The following is a 21,725-nucleotide window of genomic DNA, read 5'->3' as shown; positions in this document are numbered from 1 at the left end:
ATGCAGATGGATGATGTTGGGATCAGGCGTTTTTGCCGGTTTTTGCCGTCTGGCCAAACAGGACTTTCTTGTCTTCCTCGCTCAGTCCGTCTTCCTTGCGAAGACCTTCGCCGGCTTTATAGGCCGCGATGGTTGCCGGACGGGCTTTGATGTTTTCAAACCAGCGTTTCAGATTGGGGAAATCATTCAGGTCCTGCTGCTGTTTTTCATGGCTGACGATCCACGGATAACAGGCCATATCGGCAATCGAATAATCGTCACCAGCGATACCAGCGATAAAAGTGCGACCCTCAAGGCGCTTGTTCAGCACACCATAAAGGCGATTGGTTTCGTTGACATAACGCGTGATGGCATAGGGGATTTTTTCCGGCGCATAACCGCTGAAATGATGGTTCTGGCCGGCCATCGGGCCAAGTCCGCCCATCTGCCAGAACAGCCATTCCATCACGGTTTTCTTGCCCCGCACATCGGTCGGTAGGAATTTGCCGGTTTTTTCAGCCAGATATTGCAGGATCGCACCGGATTCAAAAACCGTGATCGGATCACCGCCATCTGCCGGGTTCTGATCAATGATCGCAGGCATGCGGTTATTGGGTGAAAAGGCCAGGAATTCCGGTTTGAACTGATCCCCGGCACCGATATTGACCGGGTGGATTTTGTATTCAAGTCCAGCCTCTTCAAGGAAAAGCGTGATTTTGTGGCCGTTCGGGGTTGGCCAGTAATAAAGATCAATCATGGGGCGAAGCCTCCTTTGACTTTCATGATGTGTGGCTCATCTCAAACTATGACCTTGCCAACACGTTTCTGATACGTCAATTTAAACTGATCGTTCCATAATTCAAGGGCAGGCGAAAAACACGGTTTTGCCTCCTTATCAGGAGACCTCGATGATCCGCTTTTACTTCCACCCAACCCCGAACCCGGCCAAGATTTCGCTTTTCCTTGAAGAATCTGGTTTGCCTTATGAAATCCATCCGGTTGACACCAAAAAGGGCGAACAGCACAGCCCGGAATTCCTGGCAATCAACCCGAATGGCAAGGTCCCGGCGATTGTTGACACCGATGGGGCGGGTGGAAAGGAAACCCGCGTTTTTGATTCGAATGCCATCCTGATTTATCTGGCTGAAAAGACCGGAAAGTTCCTTGGTACGGCGGAAGATCGCGGTGAATTGCTGTCGTGGTTGATGTTCATTGCATCGGGCTTTGGCCCGTTTTCCGGGCAGGCGGTGCATTTTCAGCATGTGGCACCGGCGGGCAACGATTACGGTGTGAACCGCTATCGCAAGGAAATCGAACGCCATTACAAGGTGATGGATGATCACTTGGCCCAGCGCGAATTTGTTGTCGGTGACAGTTACACCATTGCCGATATGTCGCTTTGGGGCTGGATCGAACGTGCGGCATTCGTCATGAAAAATGATGCCCCGCTTGATCCCTATCCGAACCTGAAAAAATGGTATCAGGGCATCTGTACCCGCCCTGCGGTGGAGAGGGCACGCAAGGTTGGCTGTGACCATGCCTTCAAATCGGAAATGGATGACGTTGCCAAACGTGCACTGTTCCCGTCGAATTACATCTGATAATCCGGTTTTAACAAAAACACCCCCGGTAGACGACTGCCGGGGGTGTTTCGTTTCACATCGGGAAAGATCAATCAGTCGGTGTTTTTCTGTCCGAACTGCTTGTTGAAATGCAGGACGAGCAGAGTGACCGCCGCCCCCGAAAGCAGATACGCCCCAACGCCAATTGGGCCATAAGCCACGCAGAGCAGAAGGGCAATCAGCGGTGCGAAGCCGGCGCCGAGCAACCATGCAAGATCGGATGTCAGGGCAGAACCGGTATAGCGATATTCACGTTTGAAGTTCGATGCCAGTGTGCCGGCCGCCTGACCAAAGCACAGACCCAGAACCGCAAAACCGCCCAGAACGATCATGCCTTCATTGATGATGTTATAGGCGTAAAGAAGCGGGGTCAGAAGGGCGCCGGCTGCAATGATGGCAGCCGAGTAACCCAGCAGGCGACGACGGCCGATCTGATCGGCGATGAAGCCTGATGCGATGATGCCAAGCGCGCAAAGCACCGCACCAACACCCTGGGTCAACAGGAACTGACCCGGATTGGCGGGGGTATAAAGCACGACCCAGCTGAGCGCGAAGACGGTGACCAGATGGAACAGCGCGTAGCTTACCAGCGGTACAAGCGCGCCAAGAAGCACTGTCCGGCCGTTATGGCGGATGGTGTCGCGGACACGGACGGCCTGCAATTCGTTCTTTTCAAGCAGGCTTCCGAATTCGGACGTTGCCACCAGGCGCAGACGGGCAAACAGCGCCACCACGTTGATTGCAAAGGCTACAAAGAAGGCAAAGCGCCAGCCGAATGCGAGGAAATCCTCGGACGAGAGGGTCAGGATCAGGTAGGCAAACAGCGAGGATGCCAGAATGAAGCCAAGCGGCGCACCGAGCTGGGGCATCATTGCATACCAGCCCTTGCGATTATCAGGCGCGTTGAGTGCCAGCAGGGAGGCAAGACCATCCCATGCGCCGCCAAGTGCCAGCCCCTGCGTAAAGCGAAGAACGCACAGCAGATAGATCGCAAACATGCCCGCACTGTCAAAGCTTGGCAAAAAGGCCATCGCGGCGGTTGAACCGCCCAGCAGGAACATGGCAACCGTCAGCTTCGTGCCGCGGCCATACCGGCGGTCGACCGTCATGAAGACGAGGGAGCCGATCGGGCGGGCGACGAAAGCCAGCGAGAATATAAAGAAGGAATGGATGGTGCCGACGATCGCGCTTTCGCCGGGGAACAGGAGTTGGGGGAACACCAGCACAGAGGCGATGCAATAAACGAAGAAATCGAAAAACTCCGATGACCGGCCGATAATCACGCCAAGCGCGATCTGTCCGGGGTCGTTGACTGTGCCAGCCGAGTGTTGGCGTGCGTCGCGTTCCAGTCCCGAGGAGGTGGAGGTCGCTAAGGTATGAGTGGGTTGGTTCACGCCTGTCTCCCTAATTATCTGACTTCATTGCTTCTCATTGGACCCATCTTGATTGGATCGAGTCTAATTATAGACATGTGAATTGCAAACGTCAGTGTCAATTATTGTGTTGCGTTGCACAACGCATGGTTTACAGCTTTTTGATAATTGTCATAAACACCAACCGATGTTTGGCGGCCTGCTTGACATTGTTGCGGCGCAGCTATAGCTAGTGAGCGAAATTTTCTGCTGGTGATCTTTAAGAAAAAAGTTCGCCAAATTTGTGTCTCTTCCGTGGAAGTTTGGAATTTTAATTCCTATATGCCGCTACGGTTGGGGTACGACGTGTGCCGGTCCGGTGGGCTGGTTATGCGGCTCGCAAGCATATGGTTGTTTGTGAGAACATCTTCCAGAGACTGACAAAGTAGAAGCGCATGCTCTCAAAACTTGCACGCGGCGTCGCAATTGCTTCTGTGTTCACGTTACTGACCGGATGTAATCTGGTCGTGATGGATCCGTCTGGCGATATTGCGTCACAGCAAGCCGACCTTATCGTTGTTTCCACGATCCTGATGCTGATCATCATCCTTCCGGTGATGGCGCTGACAGTGTTCTTTGCCTGGAAATATCGTCAATCCAATAAGGATGCAGAGTACGATCCTGAATGGCACCATTCCACCAAGCTGGAAATTGTCATCTGGTCGGCCCCGCTTGCGATCATTATCGCGCTGGGTGCGATCACCTGGGTCAGTACGCACACCCTGGACCCATACCGCCCGCTGGATCGTATCGATGCGGAACGTCCGCTTGAAAAAGATCACAAGCCGATGGTGGTAGAAGTCGTTTCCCTCGATTGGAAATGGCTGTTCATCTATCCCGAGCAAGGGATTGCGACCATCAATGAGTTGGCCGCACCGATTGATACGCCGATCCAGTTCAAAATCACCTCTTCGGGGATCATGAACTCCTTCTATGTTCCGGCACTGGCCGGGATGATCTATTCGATGGCCGGTATGGAAACCAAGCTCCATGCCGTGATCAACGAGGAAGGCGTCTATGACGGGTTTTCGGCGAACTATAGTGGCGAGGGTTTCTCGCATATGCGCTTCAAGTTCCACGGGCTGAGCGACGCGGGCTTTGATGACTGGGTTGCCAGGGTCAAATCCGATAGCGCCACTTTGGGCCGTTCGGAATATCTGGAACTTGAAAAGCCAAGCATTGCGGAACCGGTCCACTATTTCGGTAATGTCGATCCGGAACTTTACACGGCCATCCTGAATATGTGCGTCGATCAGTCGAAAATGTGCATGAACGAAATGATGCATATCGACAAAAATGGCGGTGGCGGACTTGCGGGTATCTATAACGTTATGTCGTTGACATACGACACCCCGCGTGAACGTGGCAGCCAGCCTTTGCCGTTGACCGAGTCATTCGTGGCAACGCTTTGCACGACGCCGACAGGCGGTCTGAGCCAGGAAATTTCTTCGATCCCGCTGTTTGAAAACGGGTCTGAAGACAGCCGGTTCAGTCCCGTTCCTGCCAGCGTATCGACAGGGTTCTGAAGCAGTGCCGGTTGATGTAAGTCGACCGGCCCTTCGCGGTTCGCGCACCGGCCTGGCCGGTGCGTTGCCGCATCGAAAAGAAGAGTAATCCGATGTTTTCAAATCCGGACCTTTTGCATTTTATATTTGGCCGGCTTTCACTCGAATCCTTCCCGATGTTCCACGAGCCGATCCTGGCCGTGACATTCGCGGGGGTTGTTCTGGGTGGTATCGTCGTTCTCGGCGCGCTGACCTATTTCAAGCTTTGGGGATATCTCTGGCGCGAGTGGATCACATCTATCGATCATAAAAAGATCGGTATCATGTATATCATTCTGGCTCTTGTCATGCTTCTGCGCGGCTTTGCCGACGCGATCATGATGCGTGCCCAGCAGGCGATCGCCTTTGGCGATGTTGCTGGTTACCTGCCACCAGATCACTACGACCAGATCTTTACCGCCCACGGCGTGATCATGATCTTCTTCGTGGCGATGCCGCTGGTGACGGGGCTGATGAACTTCGTCGTGCCGCTTCAGATCGGCGCACGTGACGTTGCCTTCCCGTTCCTGAACAATTTCAGTTTCTGGATGACGACGGCCGGTGCGATCACCGTCATGATCTCGTTGTTTGTTGGCGAATTCGCCAAAACCGGCTGGCTGGCCTATCCGCCGCTTTCGGACATTGTTTACAGTCCGGGCGTCGGGGTAGATTACTATATCTGGGCCTTGCAGATTGCAGGTGTCGGTACATTGTTGTCGGGCGTAAACCTGATTGTGACCATCGTCAAGATGCGCGCACCGGGCATGTCGATGATGAAAATGCCGGTCTTCACCTGGACCTCGCTTTGCACCAACATCCTGATCGTTGCGGCCTTCCCGGTTCTGACTGCGGTTCTGGTTCTGCTGTCGCTTGACCGTTATGTCGGCACGAACTTCTTCACCAATGATCTTGGCGGCAACGCCATGATGTATGTGAACCTGATCTGGATCTGGGGCCACCCGGAAGTTTACATCCTGATCCTGCCGGCGTTTGGCGTGTTTTCGGAAGTGGTTTCGACCTTCTGCCGCAAACGGCTGTTCGGTTACAGCTCGATGGTTTACGCGACGATCGTTATTACCATCCTGTCCTATCTGGTCTGGCTGCACCACTTCTTCACCATGGGGTCGGGTGCCAGTGTGAACGCCTTCTTTGGCATCACGACGATGATCATCTCGATCCCGACGGGCGCCAAGATCTTCAACTGGCTGTTCACCATGTATAAGGGCCGCATCAGCTTTGACGTCCCGATGCTGTGGACGATGGGCTTTATGCTGACCTTCGTGATTGGTGGCATGACCGGTGTGATGCTGGCAGTTCCGCCGGCCGACTTCGTGCTGCATAACAGCCTGTTCCTGATTGCGCATTTCCACAATGTCATTATCGGTGGTGTGGTGTTCGGGATGTTTGCCGGTATCGTGTACTGGTTCCCGAAGGCGTTCGGTTACAAGCTTGACCCGTTCTGGGGCAAAATGTCCTTCTGGTTCTGGCTGGTCGGGTTCTATTTCGCCTTCATGCCGCTTTATGTTCTGGGCCTGATGGGCGTTACCCGCCGCATGAACCATTTCGATGACGGCTCGCTGCAAATCTGGTTCATCATTGCTGCCTTTGGTGCGGTTCTGATTGCCATCGGTATTGCATCGTTCCTGATGTCGCTGGTCGTGTCCTTCATCAAGCGCGAAGAATTGCGTGATGAAACGGGCGATCCGTGGGATGCACGTACGCTGGAATGGTCGACTTCGTCGCCGCCTCCGGCATACAACTTTGCCTTCACCCCGGTCGTTCACGATCTTGATGCCTGGGCTGATATGAAGAAACGCGGCTATGTCCGTCCGACTTCCGGGTTCCTGGACATTCACATGCCGAAAAACACCGGTGCCGGTGCGATCCTTGCGGGTATGTCGCTTGTCCTTGGTTTCGCGCTGATCTGGCATATCTGGTGGCTTGTCGCCGTCAGCTTCATCGCCCTGATCGGTACCGCGATTGCGCACACCTTCAACTACAACCGTGATTACCACATCCCGGCTAGCGAAGTTGTTGCAACCGAAGAAGAGCGTACCGCCCTTTTGGCAAAGCAGCAGGCGTAAGGGAATGACAATGGCGAATACAACTGCCTCTCAGACCGAAGCGCCGGTCTTTTACCTGAAGGAAGAGCATCACCCGCAGAACGGGACGATGCTCGGCTTCTGGCTTTATCTGATGAGCGACTGCCTCATCTTTGCGATCCTGTTTGCAACCCATGGCGTGCTTGGCCGCAATTATGCGGCCGGGCCGGCACCGGTGGATCTGTTTGATCTGGAGCTGGTTGCGATTAACACCTCCATGCTGCTGTTTTCGTCGATCACCTATGGCTTTGCCATGCTGGCGATGGAAAAGGGCAGCATCAAGGGAACCCAGACGTGGCTGGCGATTACCGGCCTGTTCGGTATTGCCTTCGTCGGGCTGGAACTTTATGAGTTCCATCACCTGTGGTATATCGGCGCCACACCGATGCGCAGTGGTTTCCTGTCGTCGTTCTATACGCTGGTTGCGACGCACGGGCTTCATGTGACGTTTGGCATCATCTGGCTGGTCACCCTGATGGTTCAGGTTGCCAAGCGTGGTTTGATCGTCGAAAACAAGCGTCGTCTGATGTGCCTTTCGCTGTTCTGGCACTTCCTTGACGTGATCTGGATCGGCGTATTCTCCGTTGTTTACCTGTTGGGAGTTCTGGGATGAGCACGCATTCTCATGCACATGATGACCATCACGGTCACGATCATGGTGACGGTGCCAGCCACGGCACTTTCAACAGCTATCTGATCGGTTTCATCCTGTCGGTGATCCTGACGGCCATCCCGTTCTGGCTGGTAATGGATGGGGTTCTGGACAGTAAGGTGGCAACCGCGGCCTGGATCATGGGTCTTGGTGTCGTGCAGATCGTTGTCCATATGGTCTACTTCCTGCACATGAACACCAAGTCCGAAGGCGGCTGGAACATGCTGGCGCTGATCTTTACCCTTGTGATCGTGGCGATCGCCATCGCCGGTTCGCTGTGGGTGATGTATCACCTGAACACCAACATGATGCCGCAGATGGATCATGAAATGATCCGAAGCTTCGGCTAGGTTCTGCTGATGTAATCGGGGGCGCGATACTTTCACCGGTATCGCGCCCTTTTTTGTTCCGATGATGTTTTGAAGGTCATGAAGATTATGGCTGATACGGATATGTCTACCGCCAAGGGGCCGTCGATCAGGACCCGCATCGTGGTTTGCATTCTGGCCGCGATCCTGTTTTCGGGCTTTGCGGCACTTGGTGTCTGGCAGGTTGAACGTCGGGCGTGGAAGCTTGATCTGATTGAACGTGTTGATGCCCGCGTTCATGGCGATCCGTTAACCGCACCGGACCGGGCCGACTGGGAAAATGTCACCCGTGAACGCGACGAATACCGCAAAGTCACCCTGCTAGGCCGTTATCGTAACGATCTGGAAAGCCACGTTTATGCTGCCACGGATTATGGTGCGGGATACTGGGTCATGACCCCGTTCGAACGGGTTGATGGCACCATTATCATGATCAATCGCGGCTTTGTCCCAACCGACCGCCGTGAACCCGATAGCCGGGCCGAGGGCACGGTTTGGGGCGATACGAGGGTTACCGGCCTTTTGCGGATGGATGAGCCGGGCGGTACCTTTATCCGGGACAACGTGCCCGACGAAGACCGTTGGTATTCACGCGATGTGCGCGCCATGGCCGCGAAACGCGGCCTTAACCCGGATGATGTCGCACCATATTTCATTGATGCCAATGGAAGTAACAATCCCGGAAAACTGCCGGTTGGCGGGCTGACACGGATCAGTTTCCCCAACAATCACCTGATGTATGCCATCACGTGGTTTGGCATGGCGGCGCTGACGCTGGTGGCGGCATGGATTGTGTTGCGGCGACGGCGCAACAAGGATGATGGTGATGACATCGACGATGAATAAGTACCTGTGATGCACCCTTTAAAACCCGGTCAGTCAGACCGGGTTTTGCTTTTGCCGGGCGGTGACGTCGCAATTGCAGAGCGACAATGCGCGCATCAGGTATGGATGATCTCCTGCCATACTGCTGTCAGGAACCTGTTTGCGATGTGATTTACATTGTTCAGAAACAAGGGGAATTTGCCACGCGACAAAAGCATGACCCATGAGCAAACGCAGGAGACATAACAATGCGATCAGATCGGCAATTGACCTTTTACCACGCGGTTCCTTCCCGAAGCGGAACGGTACACTGGATGTTACAGGAACTTGGCATTCCGTTTGACGTCAAGTTGCTGGACATTCGGGGCGGGGCAGGACAGACACCGGAATTTCTGGCAATCAATCCGCTGGGCAAGGTGCCGGCTATTGTCCATGGCGATACTGTTGTGAGCGAAGCGGCGGCAATCTGCTGTTATCTTGCCGATGCCTTTCCCGATGCAGGATTGGCCCCGGCCTTAGATGATCCGGCACGCGGGGAATATTTACGCTGGTTGTTCTTTTCACCATCCACCATCGAACCGGCTTTTGTTGATCGCGTGCGGCAGTATGAGGCACAGGACAGCAGTCAGAATTCCTATCGTGACTGGAATACGCTGGTTGCGATGCTGCTTGATGTTGTTGGTAAAGCGGACCCGTGGCTTATCGGTGAGAACTTCACGACGGTTGATGTCGTGATGGGGGCTACGATCCGGTTTGGGTGCATGTTTGACATACTGCCAAAAGACCCGGTCTTTAATGATTACATTCGCCGGATTGATGCGCGCCCGGCCTATCAGCGCGCGCAGGAGATTGATGCACCGTATTTTGCCGCTACAATGGCGGGCTGAAGACGTTCTGATAGTCTTGCGGGGAAAAGGCCGGTTTCTGTGAAATGAAACCGGCCGGTTTCGTTTTAAGGGTGTCCCGAAGGGCGATCAGGCATTGGTATGATCAATCACTTCGCCACGTGCCGGATAGTTTTTGGCAATCACGAAATCAAGCGCGCCAAGGATTTCAGCAAAGGCCGGACGGGCGAACGGCATTGTTTGTACGGTGCCGAAGTAAAGCGTGCCATCGGGCCGGACAAGGAACAGGCCCGGCTCGGAGAACAGTGCCGGTTCTTCGAACCCGGACGACGTCACGCCGTTGCTTGACGAAATATACAGGCCCCATTCGCGGGCCTTCTCAAGGCTTAGACCATAGCCGAGATCAAGGTTTTCAAGTGCCCATTTTTCCTTGGCAGTTTCGGCGCGGTCCTGTGTATCCGATGACAGGACAATCACATTCACACCACGTTTGTTGAAGTCGGCCAGCTTGTTATCAAGGTCTTTAAGGTATTTGCCGCAGATCGGGCAATGCAGGCCGCGATAGAACACGACCATGGTGAAGTTTTCTGGCGCCTGACCGGCAAGCGACCATGTGCCACCACCGACAAGCGGAACCGACAGGGATGGTACTTTCTGGCGGGGAAGTAACGGGGTAATAGCAGACATTATGGTCCTCATGAATGATGTGTTATGGCTTTGAAGAATATAATGGAACGATCATTCTGAAATGGCAATCAGCAAAGGACGGCATCACCGAACTGTGATCGCGTTGAAGTCGGTCCGTCAGTCGAGGGTGGACAGGATGGTATCGACGTAATCGTCCAGAGTGTCTTTATCCGCACCACGGCGTGCCATCAGGTGCACGCCCTGAATAGAGCCAGCCAGAAAGCGTGACAGGGATCGGATATTCTTGTCCCTGCCAATCGTGCCGTGTTCTACGCCACGTGACAGTGCGCGCACAAACATGTCTTCGACCCGGCGAAATGACGCCTGGGCAATTGATGCTGTCTCTGGATCATGCGGTGCCAGTTCCATGCCGGAATTGACCATCAGGCACCCCTTGTGACGGCCTTCGCCGCATCCAACGCGACTGGCATCGCGAAACGTTGCGATGATGGCTTCGCGGCCATCGGCCATTTCGCGCAGCTTGGCAAACCGGGTCGTGCTGATTTTCTGGCTGTAATGGTCAAGAACACGCAGGAACAACGCCTTTTTGTCGCCAAAGCTTGAATACATGGACGCGCGGTTAAGCCCGGTTTCCGCGACAAGGTCTTGGATCGAGGTTGCCTCGAAGCCCTTGCTCCAGAAAATGTTCATGGCGTTATCAAGAACGCTTTCTTCGTCAAATGCGCGGGGGCGGGCCATCGATGATCCTTTCATGTTCCAGTAACTGGAATGAATGTTCTGAAACTTATGTAAAAATAGGCGCGAGAGCGCGCAATATCAACTGACAAAGTCAGAAACAAAAGGTATTGCGCGCATCCCTGATGTCTAAGTTCGCAAATGGCGATTACGATTCCTTGCGGGTTGCCAGCAGGTCACGGATTTCGCGCAGCAGGGCGACATCCTCGGGGGTTGCGGGCGGCGGTGTTTCACCGGCTTTTTCGTCTTCTTTTTTCTTGGCCTTGTTGATCGCCTTGACGACAAGGAACAACACCCAGGCAATGATCGCGAAGTTAAGCGCGATGGTGATGAATGCGCCATAACCGATCACGGCACCCTGTGCCTTGGCGTCTGTATAATTCGTTGCCGTCACCGCGTCCGACAGGGCGATGAAATAGTTGGAAAAATCGAGACCGCCAAAGATATAACCGATCACCGGCATGATGACGTCCCCGACAAGGGATGTGACGATCCGCCCGAATGCCGCCCCGATGATCACACCGATTGCCAGATCGACAACATTGCCGCGCAGGGCAAACTTCTTGAATTCTTCAAACATGTTTACCTGTCCTCTTTCATTCTTGGTTTTATCGGGCAGGCGGTTTGTTGCCCTGCCGACGAAAAACTTTAGAATTGAAATGCGAAAACAGGAATTGTTTTGTTTGGTTGAGTAAGGCTATCCGATCAGCCCGCCACCCGGAGGCGATTTAACGTTACAAAGCTGTAATCCGGTCCACCGGGATTTTTAATGGTGGCACGCGCGGTTTCCTGCCATTTTTCGGCGGGCAGGGGATCAAGAAACGCATCGCCATCAATATCGGCATGGACTTCGGTCAACTCGTATCGCGTGGTGTAAGGCATGGCGAGTTTGTAAATTTGCGCGCCGCCGGCAATGATGACCTCGTTGACATCATCCTTGGCCGCGATCTGATCTGCCAGTTTGATTGCACTTTCAATGTCATGGCAGACGCGGACATTTTCATGATCAAACGTCCAGTCGGTATCGCGTGTCACGACGATGATTGTGCGTTTGGGAAGCGGTTTGCCAATCGCTTCGAACGTCACACGCCCCATGATCATCGGCTTGCCAAGGGTAAGCGCCTTGAACCGTTTAAGGTCTTCGGGCAGGTGCCAGGGCATCCAGCCATCCTTGCCAATCGCGCCGTTTTGAGCGGCGGCAACCACAGCAACCCGTTCGATCCGGTCGTTATTGTTCGCTGGCATCAGACGGCCACCTTGCCCGCGATATGCGGATGCGGGTCATAGCCGGTCAGTTCGAAATCGTCATATTTGAAATCAAAGATCGATTTGACTGCTGGATTGATTTTCATGGTCGGCAACGGGCGCGGTTCACGCGACAGCTGCAATTCGACCTGTTCAAGGTGGTTGGTGTAAAGATGGGCATCGCCCAGCGTGTGGACGAAATCACCAACGCCAAGATCGCAGACCTGTGCGATCATCATGGTCAGCAGGGCATAAGACGCGATATTGAACGGCACACCCAAAAAGATATCGGCACTGCGCTGATAAAGCTGGCAGGACAGTTTGCCATCCGCGACATAGAACTGGAACAGGCAGTGGCAGGGCGGCAGCGCCATGTTGGGTACATCTGCCACATTCCATGCCGAAACGATCAGGCGGCGGCTGTCGGGATTGTTTTTGATCTGGTCGATCAGTTGGGTGATCTGGTCGATTGTTTCGCCGTTCGCCCCGCGCCATGACCGCCACTGACCACCGTAAACCGGGCCAAGTTCGCCGTTTTCATCGGCCCATTCGTTCCAGATGCGTACACCATTGTCCTGAAGATATTTGACATTGGTGTCACCGGCCAGGAACCAAAGCAATTCATGGATGATCGATTTCAGATGCAGCTTTTTGGTGGTGACCATCGGAAAGCCCTTTGACAGGTCAAACCGCATCTGGTGACCAAAGACCGATACCGTGCCGGTGCCAGTGCGATCTTCCTTATGGGCGCCGGTATCGCGCACCAAACGCATCAGATCGAGATATTGCTGCATGCCGCATCCTGTTGTTCGGAATCGTGTTTGGGGCAGCATAGTTGGCAATGGATGGGGCGGCAAGTCACCCGGTGACGGTATCAGGGCTTGGGTGCTGTACGGCAGAGCGTTGTTCGTTTGCTTTGTCGGCTTAAAGGTCGACCCGGTGAAAGTTTTTGCCAATTCCCTTGCGAAAGTAGACCCATTTGACCTATATAGGGGCTGTCGGGGCAACCTGACTATGGCGTTACACGACTTGGCAGAATAGACATTACGGACCCGGGGGCGGTACCCGGCGGCTCCACCAACTTTCATCTATCTGACTTCGTCCGACTCAGGCGAAGATGTTGGGGCCGAAATAGGATCGACGTGTGTAGTAAAAGCCTCTGTTGGCGCTCGGCATGGTACCACCGTTATCGGGCTAATGTTTGTAAACGCAAACGACAACAATGCTCCGGTTGCTGTTGCCGCCTAAGCGGTACTAGCACCAAAGCGAAATTCCGATTGCCGGGAGCGGTAGTCTGGTGGGGGATGGGGCACCTAGCAACAGAACGCCCCGCTCTTGTATTTTTTCCCCTCTCCGTTATGAATAGAAGCAATTCAATTGCGTCATCTGCAAATGACGCGATCAGGTGCCATATATAAATGACGGGCATATCCTGAAATCATCAGGGAACCCGCCAGACACAGGATTATCGATGCAGGAACCGGAAGAATTCCGTTACGACCTTATGGTCGATCAGGCGCTGCGCGGCGTGGTGAAGCAGATCCTTTCGCGCGTGGCCGAAGAAGGCCTTTTCGGCGAGCATCACTATTACATCACGTTCCAGACCAATCATCCCGGCGTTGCTTTGCCTGAAGGACAGCGCAAGGCGCACCCGGATAATATCACCGTTGTATTGCAGCACCGGTTCTGGGACCTGAAAGCGGAAGACGATCATTTTTCGGTCGGCATGAGCTTCGATGGCATGCCAACCACCGTGGTTGTCCCGTTTGATGCCATGCTGGCCTTTGTCGATCCGTCTGCCAATTTCATGCTGACTTTCAGCGTCGAAGAAGAAATGGGCGACGATGATTTCGATTACGACGAAGATGACGATCTTGACGCCGATCTGGTTGATGGCGATGAAGACGCGACCCCGCAGCTGGTGACCGAGCCTTCAAAGCGCGGCAAGAAAAAGCCCGCCGAACAGGGTGAAACCGGTGAAGTCATCGCACTTGATGCGTTTCGAAAAAAATGAGCTTCAAAGGGGCGGGCATTTGGCTCGCCCTTTTTTCTTTCCCGCATGCCCGGTCCGGTTTCCCGCCGATTGCCGGAAGTCTGTTCATCTAATGTATCGTGGAAATTTGCCGCGTTTGGCGTTATGAACGGCACAAATTAAAACAAACCCACCTTGTTTTTGAGAGAGACGAGAACTTATCCCATGAGTGATTTTGTCTATAAACCCATGTTCGAGCAGGGTAAGGACACGACCCCTTACCGCAAGATCGGTGACGAAGGCGTTTCAACCGTTGAGGTCAATGGCGAGACGTTTTTGAAAGTCGAACCCGAGGCGATTGAGAAACTGACGCTTCAGGCGTTTTTCGATTGTTCGCATTTGCTGCGCCCGGGCCATCTCGAACAGTTGCGCAAAATCCTTGATGACCCGGAAGCAACGCCGAACGACAAGTTCGTTGCGATGGACCTTCTGAAAAACGCCAATATCGCATCTGGCGGCGTTTTGCCGATGTGCCAGGATACCGGTACGGCGATTGTCATGGGCAAGCGCGGTGGCAAGGTCATCACCAATGGTGCCGATGAAGAGGCGCTTTCAAAGGGTATCTGGCGCGCCTATCAGGAACATAACCTGCGTTATTCGCAGGTGTCGCCGGTTAATATGTTCGAAGAAAAGAACACGGGTTCGAACCTTCCGGCCCAGATCGATCTGTATGCGACGCCGGGCAATGAATATAAATTCATGTTCATGGCAAAGGGCGGCGGTTCGGCCAACAAGACCTTCCTGTATCAGCAGACCAAGGCGCTTCTGAACCCGGAAAGCCTGCGGAAGTTTTTGGACGAGAAAATTAGAACGCTGGGTACTTCTGCCTGCCCGCCCTATCACCTTGCCATCGTGATTGGCGGAACATCAGCCGAGGCAGCGCTCAAGACCGTTAAAATGGCATCGGCACGTTATTACGATAACCTGCCGACCGAAGGCGGTGTGCATGGCCAGGCCTATCGTGATCTTGAATGGGAACAGAAGGTTCTTGAGATGACGCGCGAAATGGGCATTGGCGCACAGTTCGGCGGCAAGTATTTCTGCCACGATGTCCGTGTGGTCCGCCTGCCGCGCCACGGGGCAAGCTGCCCGGTGGCCATCGGCGTTTCGTGCTCGGCCGACCGTCAGGTTCTGGGCAAGATCACCAAGGACGGCATTTTCATCGAAGACCTTGAACACAACCCGGCAAAATATCTTCCGGAAGTGTCGGACGAACATCTTGATGACAATGTGGTCAAGGTTGACCTGAACCGTCCGATGGATGAAATCCGCAAACAGCTCTCCGAGTATTCGGTCAAGACGCGTCTGGCGCTCACCGGGACCGTGATTGTGGCGCGTGACATCGCGCATGCGAAGATCAAGGAACGCCTTGATGCTGGTGAAGGCATGCCCGATTACATGAAAAACCATCCGGTTTATTATGCGGGCCCGGCCAAAACGCCCGAAGGCATGCCGTCCGGTTCGTTTGGCCCGACCACGGCGGGACGTATGGATGCCTATGTCGAACAGTTCCAGGCCGCAGGCGGATCGTTCGTCATGCTTGCCAAGGGCAACCGTTCGAAACAGGTCAAGGATGCCTGCAAAAACCACGGCGGGTTCTATCTTGGTTCCATCGGTGGTCCGGCAGCGCGCCTTGCGCAGGATTGCATCAAGAAAGTCGAAGTCCTTGAATACCCTGAACTGGGCATGGAAGCCGTCTGGAAGATCGAGGTCGAAGATTTCCCGGCCTTTATCGTGATCGATGACAAGGGTAATGACTTTTTTGCCGAATTTGGCATCTGATTTCGATATTACTGATTTGAAACAGGGCAGTGCGGGCAATCCGTGCTGCCCTGTTTTTGTTTGCGGCCGGTTATGCATAGCTGACCCACGGTCAAAATTCTTGCCTTGATTGGGGCTGCGTGGTCTGATTTTCGCAAAATCAACCCTTTAGCGGGAATGCTGATATGTCTCGAACTTCTGCTGTTGCCATGAACAGTGCAACAGAAAGCCGTCTGGTCGGTGTGACATCGGCCCTGGCGACGGTGGCGATCTGGGCGGCGTGGCTGATTGTCACGCGCTATGCCATGACATCCGATTTTACCGCGGTCGATATCGGGCTTTTGCGCTTTGTCGTGCCGTTTGTGTTGCTGGCCCCGATCTGGCTTAAACGCGGGATCTGGCCCAAGGGGCTCTCGATTGCCAATGGCCTGATCATGCTGGTGGGATCAGGCGCGTTTTATACGCTTCTGGTGGCCAGTGCCCTGCAATATGTTCCGGCAAGCCATGTGGGCATTTTGCTGCCCGGTGTGATGGCGGTCTGGGCGGTTCTGATTGCGGTTGTGATGTTCGGTGAACTGCCGGGCTGGGTCCGGCTGGCGGGTTATGCCACGGTGATTGCCGGTATCGTCCTGTTGGCGGTGCTTAAACCCGGCCATTCGACCGGTGACACGATCCTTTATGGCTATGGTCTTGTGTCGGCCGGGGCATTCATGTGGGCATGCTATACCCACGCAATGCGTCAAAGCGGCCTTGGTGCGCTGGAAGCGGCGGCATTTGTCGGCTTCTGGTCGTTTGTGATCATGGCGGTGGTAGCCCTGTTTACGGGCACGCACATCCCTGATGCGCCCATGGATGACGTGCTGCTGTTGCTCGTCACACAGGGCCTGCTGGCGGGATGCGTTGCGGTGGTGACCTATGGGCTTGCGGTGCGTCATATCGGGTCAACCGGTGCCTCGGCCTTTGGCGCGATGACCCCGGCATTGACCGCATTGGGCGGTGTGTTCCTGCTTGGTGAGGAAGGCAATCTTGCGCTGGCGATTGCGGTGGCATTGGTGATTTTCGGTGTGATGGTTGCATCGGGTGTTTTCCGCAAGGTTTTGCGTTAGTCCCCTGTTGCCAAAGACATGTTTGAAGGTACCGGCGGCGGGATAATTCAGCCCGCCGCTGGTGCCTTTTTTCTTTGGGATGCGCAGTTCTGCCGATGCGCACAGAAAATTCTTTTCGCAGGTGCAAAATCACGTTAGCATCATATTCGTGATTGCAAAGGCGCAGTCACGAACAATCGGCAGGCAACGAGGCTTGCAAGACAATCGCGCGACCGGATGGCGTTATGCACGGTCGATTTCAGATGTCCCATGCCTCGGAGAAGTTCAATGTTTGCCGGTTTCATGCGTTCCGTTTCCCCCGATGAAGACAGCCGTTCAAAACAGGGCCGCGAGGCCGGGCTTGGCGATATTCTGCGCCTGTTGCGCACGGTTGGGACAATTGCCGATGATGCACGACAAAGTGACGCGGCGATTGCCGGTATCCTTGATGCGGTTTGCGATTATTGCCACTGGCCGGTCGGCCATGCCTATCTGCTTCGCGAAGACAATACGCTGTCTTCGGCCAAAATCTGGTCGATCGGGCGGGGTGTTTTGCCCACAGATCTGACCGATTTTCGGTTGCAGTCAGAGGCCACGGTTTTCACCATCGGGCAGGGCCTGATCGGGTCGGTTGCAAAGACGGGGGAACCTGTCTGCATCGAAAACGTTGTTACTAAGGACGGCTTCCTGCGCGCCAGCGGGGCTGCCCGGAACGGGTTGCAGGGCTGTTTCGCGCTACCGGTCAAAATGGCCGGTAAAGTGGTGACCGTCATCGAATTTTTCAGTCGTGATATCGCCCGTCTTGATGACGAGATGCTTGAACTGCTTGGCTTTGTTGGCGGGCAGGTCGCACGCGTGCTCGAACGTGATGCGGCACTGGCCGTGCGCGAAAAACTGGCATCGGATTTTGAAAGCCAGGTGCAGGGCACGGTCGGGATGCTGGGTGCCGCGGTCAGCCAGATGCGCAGTGCGCTTGATGTGCTGGGCGATAGCAACCGGCGGACGGATGCATGTGGCAAGGGGATAGATAAGGCGGCCCATGCCGCCCTTTCCCGGATTGAAAATGTCGCCGGGCAGATGGATGCGCTTCAGGTGGCGTTGACCACGATTGGTGATGATGCGGGGACGAATGTGGAAACCACCCGTGCATTGGGAGCGCAGGCACGTGACATGCGCGATGAATTTGCCAAATTGCAGGCGCGTGCAGCCGATGCGGGCAAGATGCTGGCGACGATTTCGGCCATCGCCAGCCAGATCAAATTGCTGGGGCTGAATGCCTCGATCGAGGCGGCACGTGTTGGCGAGGCCGGGAAGGGCTTTGCCATCGTTGCCAAGGAAGTCAAGGCGTTGGCGGGGCAATCCGAAGCCGCAACTGCCGAAATCGCCCAATGGATGGATGGTGTCACCGGGGCGATTTCAAAGGCTGGTGGGGATATCGACCGGATTTCCGATGCGATGGGCGACTTGCAAGCGCGTGCCGAAATCACCGCGGATCAAACCGGTGGGCAGGTTGAAATTTGTCGCACCGTTGCGGGGGATGCGCTTGATGCGTTGAAACAGGCGCGTGTGGTTGGTGCCAGTGTTTCCGATATTGCAGAAGCAATTTCCCATAACGGGCAGGTCGCAGGCGAACTTTCCGATGCTGCGCGGAATCTTGAAACACAAGGATCGGACCTTAGCCACCGGGTGGAGGGCTTTGTTGGTCTGATCCTTGCGATGTGAGTGTTAGACTATCCTGTCGGGGAATTTCGACGTGCGCTTTGCCACCATGCGGGCCAATGGCGGACCAAACAGCAGCACCATGAAAAAGCGCGTTGCCTGTAACACCAGGATGAAGGACAGGTCGACATTGGTGCTGGCCGCGATGATGGCGACCGAGTCAAGCCCGCCGGGACTGGTGGCGAGATAGGCGGTCAACGGATCAACATCCATGAAAATCACCAGCAAAACCGATATCCCGGCACAAAAACCGATCAGAACGAAAATCGAAATCAGGATTTTCGGCAGGGCATAGGCTGCGTGACGCAAAACCGAAGGCGTGAATTTCAACCCGATCATCCAGCCGATCACGGCATAGGTCAGACCAAGAAACCATTCCGGCAGGACGATATCGACCATACCGGTGATGCTTAACACCATGACGACGATCATCGGCACAAGAAGCGGCCCGGATGGCAAACGTGACTTTGCCCCGAGAATGCACAGGATGACGGCGATTGCCAGTGTGATGCCGAAATCGCCGATATCAAACGGGCTAAACCATTGATGCGTATGGGCCGCCGCCAATGCCGGATCGACCCAGAAATTGGCAACACTTGATGCCACGGCAACCACAATCACCACCCGGACATATTGCATGAAGGCCACTAGTCTGGCATCGGCGCCAAAGGCCTCTGCCATGATGACCATGGCAGATGCGGCACCCGGCGATGATCCCCAGATGCCTGCCGTTCCCGGCAGGACCTGCTTGATGCACAATATCCAGCCCAAAAAGCTGCTGGCGATCAAGGTCAGTGCTGTAACACCCAGAACCAGCGGCCAGTCATGCATGAAGGATGTGATGATCCCGGCGGTCATTGACCCGCCGACCATGCAGCCGAGCACCGATTGCGCGCCAAGATAAATCGGCTTTGGCATGGCGATGGTGGCGCCATTGGTACCCAAGACAATGCCGACAATCATCGGGCCGAGCAAAAGGGCGGCCGGGATATCCGCATCATGCAGGATCACGGACAGCACAAGCGAAACGCCAATCAGCAGTCCCCATTGCAGAAGATGCGGCATTTTGCCGAGCTTTTCCCGATCAGGGGGCGAATTGGGTTTGGGGGACTTGGGTGCGTGGGGCGCATGGGGCGAGGTATCTGGCACGGGAAAGCCTTTTTTTGGGGCAGCAGGGTTATGGGGTGGTAAAGGTCAGTTCGGTTGATTGGCGGACACGCGCAATGCGCGGCAGGATTTCGGCAATTGAAAACTGGTGCATTTCGACCGATTTGGTGGCGGTGGTATCCTCGGCAATCACGATGTTATAACCGTGTTCCCACGCCGACCGGGCGGTGGATTCCACGCCGAAATTGGTGACGACACCGCCAAGGACGATGGTATCGATCCCGCGGCGGCGAAGCTGAAGATCAAGATCGGTACCGTAAAACGCACCCCATTGACGTTTGGTAATGACGATATCGCCGGGTTGTACGAGTTCATCCACAAGGGTGCCCCAATCTTCGGGCGGGCATTTCGCCGGGACGGATGGCAGATCGACCATCTGCTGCGGGGCATCGGCCATGTCAGAAGACCAGTAAACGCGGACCAGAACGATGGGGGCGTTGGCCGAACGGAATTTGGCGATCAGATTGCGGGCATTTTCAAGCACCGCATCACCGCTTCGCGGATGCAGGGACTGGGCCAGAATGCCATTCTGCAGGTCGATCATGACAAGGGCGGTACGCGCCGGATCCAGCAGGATTTGGTCTTTGGGCATGGGGCACCTGATTGGGGCAAGGTATCGGATCGGGGCAGATGGTGACGCCATTTGGGTTGGCGCAGTGCTTTGGGGAGTGTGATGATAAACCGAAATATACTGATGTGGCGAGTTTTTCGGATGAATAGCGGGGAAACAGCGGGAGGGTAGGGGATTGGGACTTGGCCCGGTTAATCGCGATGGCTTATGTTTTTTAACGCCACAGGAACAGGGATACCCGATTGCCATGACCATCGATTTTATCTTTGACGGACCTGATGATTTCAGGCTGACCATTGTGCTGGCGCATGGGGCGGGGGCCGCGATGGATAGCCCGTTTATGGATGAAATGGCCTTGGGACTTGCCGGGCGTGGTTATCGCGTGGCGCGGTTTGAATTTCCCTATATGGCGAAACGTCGGGTTGACGGGAAAAAGCGTGGGCCGGATAGGGCCCCGGTTCTGATCGAAACTTATCAGCAGGTTGTGGAACAGCTTGGCACACCTGAAAATCTTGTGATTGGTGGCAAATCAATGGGTGGGCGAATCGCCAGTATGGTGGCAGATGACCTTGGCGTGCGCGGTGTCGTGTGCCTTGGCTATCCGTTTCATCCACCGGGAAAGCCTGAAAACCTGCGGACTGCGCATTTACAGAAAATGAAAACGCCAACCCTGATTTGTCACGGAACGCGTGACCCGTTTGGCAGCGCGGACGAGGTGGCGGGTTATGGTCTTTCGGATGCGGTGGCGGTGCATTGGGTTTCTGACGGCAACCATGATTTCGAAGCGCGCAAGAAATCCGGCCACACACAGGAAGGCAATATTGCGGGTGCGGTCGCCGCGATTGATGACTTTGTCAAGACAACGGGATGATGCAATGACTGCACCATCCCGCTTTTGATGTTTGAGGCAAAAGCATCAATTGGTTGTGACGCGAAGGGGATCAGGCCAGGACGCTTTCGACCGGCATAAGGAAATCCTTGGCATATTCATCACTCATTGCCGCTTCCTGACTGGCGATATCGATCCTGACTCCATTAGGGTCCAGTAGGGTGAAATGACGTTGGCCCCATGGTTCATCGCGCAGTTCAAGGGCGAATTCAAAACCCTTGGCACGCAATTCATCGGCGGCAGACTGGGCGTTTTCGACACTGATGCCAAAGATGCTGCCTTCACCCATCGTGCGGCCCTGAAACAGGGGCGGCTGGGTTGGGTGGTCTGGCTGCATCAATCCGATCTGCACTTCCATGCAGTCGGGCCAGACAAGCTGAATGTACCAGTTGCCGGCAAAGACAGCGACAAAGCCCAGTTTTTCGTAGAATGAGCGGCTTTCTGTCAGTTTCTCGGTGACAATAATCGGAAAGGCGCTGGTGATTTTCATTGGTTTGTTCCTGACGAATGTTGAAACCCTGTTC

22 protein-coding genes and 1 other RNA gene are annotated in these 21,725 nt (G+C 54.7%); 13 read left to right on the top strand and 10 right to left on the bottom strand.

All coding sequences use genetic code 11. From position 1 onward, the window contains the following. Positions 1–22: 22 nt before the first annotated feature. Complete coding sequence (locus TH468_RS00655) at positions 23–736, bottom strand: glutathione binding-like protein (RefSeq protein WP_085641788.1); 714 nt, start codon at positions 734–736, stop codon at positions 23–25. Between the two features lie 151 nt (positions 737–887). Here TH468_RS00655 and TH468_RS00650 point away from each other — a divergent pair, with 151 nt between their 5' ends. Then, positions 888–1,580 (top strand): glutathione S-transferase family protein, encoded by a 693-nt coding sequence (locus TH468_RS00650; protein WP_085641787.1) that lies wholly within the window; start codon positions 888–890, stop codon positions 1,578–1,580. A gap of 74 nt (positions 1,581–1,654) precedes the next feature. On the opposite strand, the gene TH468_RS00645 is transcribed toward TH468_RS00650, so the two are convergent. Next, a complete protein-coding gene (locus TH468_RS00645) occupies positions 1,655–2,995 on the bottom strand; it encodes an MFS transporter (RefSeq protein ID WP_085641786.1) in 1,341 nt (446 codons plus the stop codon). Positions 2,996–3,408: 413 nt separating this feature from the next. Between TH468_RS00645 and cyoA the strand changes: the two genes are divergently transcribed. The 6 genes from cyoA (at position 3,409) to TH468_RS00615 (ending at position 9,391) form a co-directional block, all read left to right on the top strand. After that, positions 3,409–4,539, top strand: a complete 1,131-nt coding sequence (cyoA, locus tag TH468_RS00640; protein ID WP_085641785.1) for a ubiquinol oxidase subunit II — start codon at positions 3,409–3,411, stop codon at positions 4,537–4,539. A gap of 92 nt (positions 4,540–4,631) precedes the next feature. After that, positions 4,632–6,641, top strand: coding sequence for a cytochrome o ubiquinol oxidase subunit I (gene cyoB / locus TH468_RS00635; RefSeq protein WP_085641784.1), 2,010 nt, complete (start codon positions 4,632–4,634; stop codon positions 6,639–6,641). Positions 6,642–6,651: 10 nt separating this feature from the next. Beyond that, positions 6,652–7,272, top strand: a complete 621-nt coding sequence (gene cyoC, locus TH468_RS00630; RefSeq protein WP_085641783.1) for a cytochrome o ubiquinol oxidase subunit III — start codon at positions 6,652–6,654, stop codon at positions 7,270–7,272. Beyond that, on the top strand, positions 7,269–7,661 hold the full coding sequence (locus TH468_RS00625) for a cytochrome o ubiquinol oxidase subunit IV (RefSeq protein WP_062952651.1): 393 nt from the start codon (positions 7,269–7,271) through the stop codon (positions 7,659–7,661). Before cyoC ends, TH468_RS00625 begins: the two co-directional genes overlap by 4 nt. Before the next feature lie 87 nt (positions 7,662–7,748). Then, positions 7,749–8,525 (top strand): SURF1 family protein, encoded by a 777-nt coding sequence (locus TH468_RS00620; RefSeq protein ID WP_085642396.1) that lies wholly within the window; start codon positions 7,749–7,751, stop codon positions 8,523–8,525. Positions 8,526–8,752: 227 nt separating this feature from the next. After that, positions 8,753–9,391 carry a glutathione S-transferase family protein gene (locus tag TH468_RS00615; protein WP_085641782.1) on the top strand — a complete coding sequence of 213 codons (639 nt, stop codon included), beginning with the start codon at positions 8,753–8,755 and terminating at the stop codon, positions 9,389–9,391. A gap of 87 nt (positions 9,392–9,478) precedes the next feature. Here the strand turns inward: TH468_RS00615 and TH468_RS00610 are convergent, their stop codons facing one another. The 5 genes from TH468_RS00610 to TH468_RS00590 form a co-directional block, all read right to left on the bottom strand. Further along, positions 9,479–10,036: a peroxiredoxin-like family protein gene (locus TH468_RS00610; RefSeq protein WP_085641781.1), complete on the bottom strand. Its 558-nt coding sequence runs from the start codon at positions 10,034–10,036 to the stop codon at positions 9,479–9,481. Between the two features lie 117 nt (positions 10,037–10,153). Then, the gene (locus tag TH468_RS00605; RefSeq protein ID WP_085642395.1) at positions 10,154–10,735 is read right to left on the bottom strand and encodes a TetR/AcrR family transcriptional regulator; all 582 of its coding nucleotides are present in this window, start codon (positions 10,733–10,735) and stop codon (positions 10,154–10,156) included. Between the two features lie 145 nt (positions 10,736–10,880). Continuing rightward, complete coding sequence (mscL, locus tag TH468_RS00600) at positions 10,881–11,312, bottom strand: large conductance mechanosensitive channel protein MscL (RefSeq protein ID WP_085641780.1); 432 nt, start codon at positions 11,310–11,312, stop codon at positions 10,881–10,883. Positions 11,313–11,437: 125 nt separating this feature from the next. After that, a complete protein-coding gene (locus TH468_RS00595) occupies positions 11,438–11,977 on the bottom strand; it encodes a dihydrofolate reductase (RefSeq protein WP_085641779.1) in 540 nt (179 codons plus the stop codon). After that, entirely contained in the window at positions 11,977–12,771 is a 795-nt protein-coding gene (locus TH468_RS00590) for a thymidylate synthase (RefSeq protein ID WP_085641778.1), read from the bottom strand. The genes TH468_RS00595 and TH468_RS00590 overlap by 1 nt, the downstream gene beginning before the upstream one ends. Positions 12,772–12,934: 163 nt before the next feature. Between TH468_RS00590 and ssrA the strand changes: the two genes are divergently transcribed. From ssrA to TH468_RS00565, 5 genes are all read left to right on the top strand, one after another. After that, positions 12,935–13,311: a transfer-messenger RNA gene (gene ssrA / locus TH468_RS00585) on the top strand. A 137-nt stretch (positions 13,312–13,448) separates the two neighbouring features. Continuing rightward, positions 13,449–13,991, top strand: a complete 543-nt coding sequence (locus TH468_RS00580; protein WP_007090751.1) for an SspB family protein — start codon at positions 13,449–13,451, stop codon at positions 13,989–13,991. Between the two features lie 183 nt (positions 13,992–14,174). Beyond that, on the top strand, positions 14,175–15,791 hold the full coding sequence (locus TH468_RS00575) for a fumarate hydratase (protein WP_085641777.1): 1,617 nt from the start codon (positions 14,175–14,177) through the stop codon (positions 15,789–15,791). Positions 15,792–15,955: 164 nt separating this feature from the next. After that, a complete protein-coding gene (locus tag TH468_RS00570; protein WP_085641776.1) occupies positions 15,956–16,876 on the top strand; it encodes a DMT family transporter in 921 nt (306 codons plus the stop codon). Between the two features lie 267 nt (positions 16,877–17,143). Continuing rightward, a complete protein-coding gene (locus TH468_RS00565) occupies positions 17,144–18,577 on the top strand; it encodes a methyl-accepting chemotaxis protein (protein WP_168177047.1) in 1,434 nt (477 codons plus the stop codon). A 3-nt stretch (positions 18,578–18,580) separates the two neighbouring features. Here the strand turns inward: TH468_RS00565 and TH468_RS00560 are convergent, their stop codons facing one another. Then, the gene (locus TH468_RS00560) at positions 18,581–19,639 is read right to left on the bottom strand and encodes an AbrB family transcriptional regulator (protein WP_085641774.1); all 1,059 of its coding nucleotides are present in this window, start codon (positions 19,637–19,639) and stop codon (positions 18,581–18,583) included. A gap of 112 nt (positions 19,640–19,751) precedes the next feature. After that, positions 19,752–20,333 carry a hydrolase gene (locus TH468_RS00555; protein ID WP_085641773.1) on the bottom strand — a complete coding sequence of 194 codons (582 nt, stop codon included), beginning with the start codon at positions 20,331–20,333 and terminating at the stop codon, positions 19,752–19,754. Between the two features lie 226 nt (positions 20,334–20,559). Here TH468_RS00555 and TH468_RS00550 point away from each other — a divergent pair, with 226 nt between their 5' ends. Beyond that, positions 20,560–21,183, top strand: a complete 624-nt coding sequence (locus TH468_RS00550) for an alpha/beta family hydrolase (protein WP_085641772.1) — start codon at positions 20,560–20,562, stop codon at positions 21,181–21,183. A 70-nt stretch (positions 21,184–21,253) separates the two neighbouring features. Here TH468_RS00550 and TH468_RS00545 read toward each other — a convergent pair whose 3' ends face one another. Beyond that, positions 21,254–21,691, bottom strand: coding sequence for a VOC family protein (locus TH468_RS00545; protein WP_085641771.1), 438 nt, complete (start codon positions 21,689–21,691; stop codon positions 21,254–21,256). Between the last annotated feature and the right edge of the window lie 34 nt (positions 21,692–21,725).

This window comes from Thalassospira sp. MCCC 1A03138 (assembly GCF_002115785.1).
Classification (GTDB): domain Bacteria; phylum Pseudomonadota; class Alphaproteobacteria; order Rhodospirillales; family Thalassospiraceae; genus Thalassospira.
This window is presented reverse-complemented; position numbering and strand designations above follow the sequence as displayed.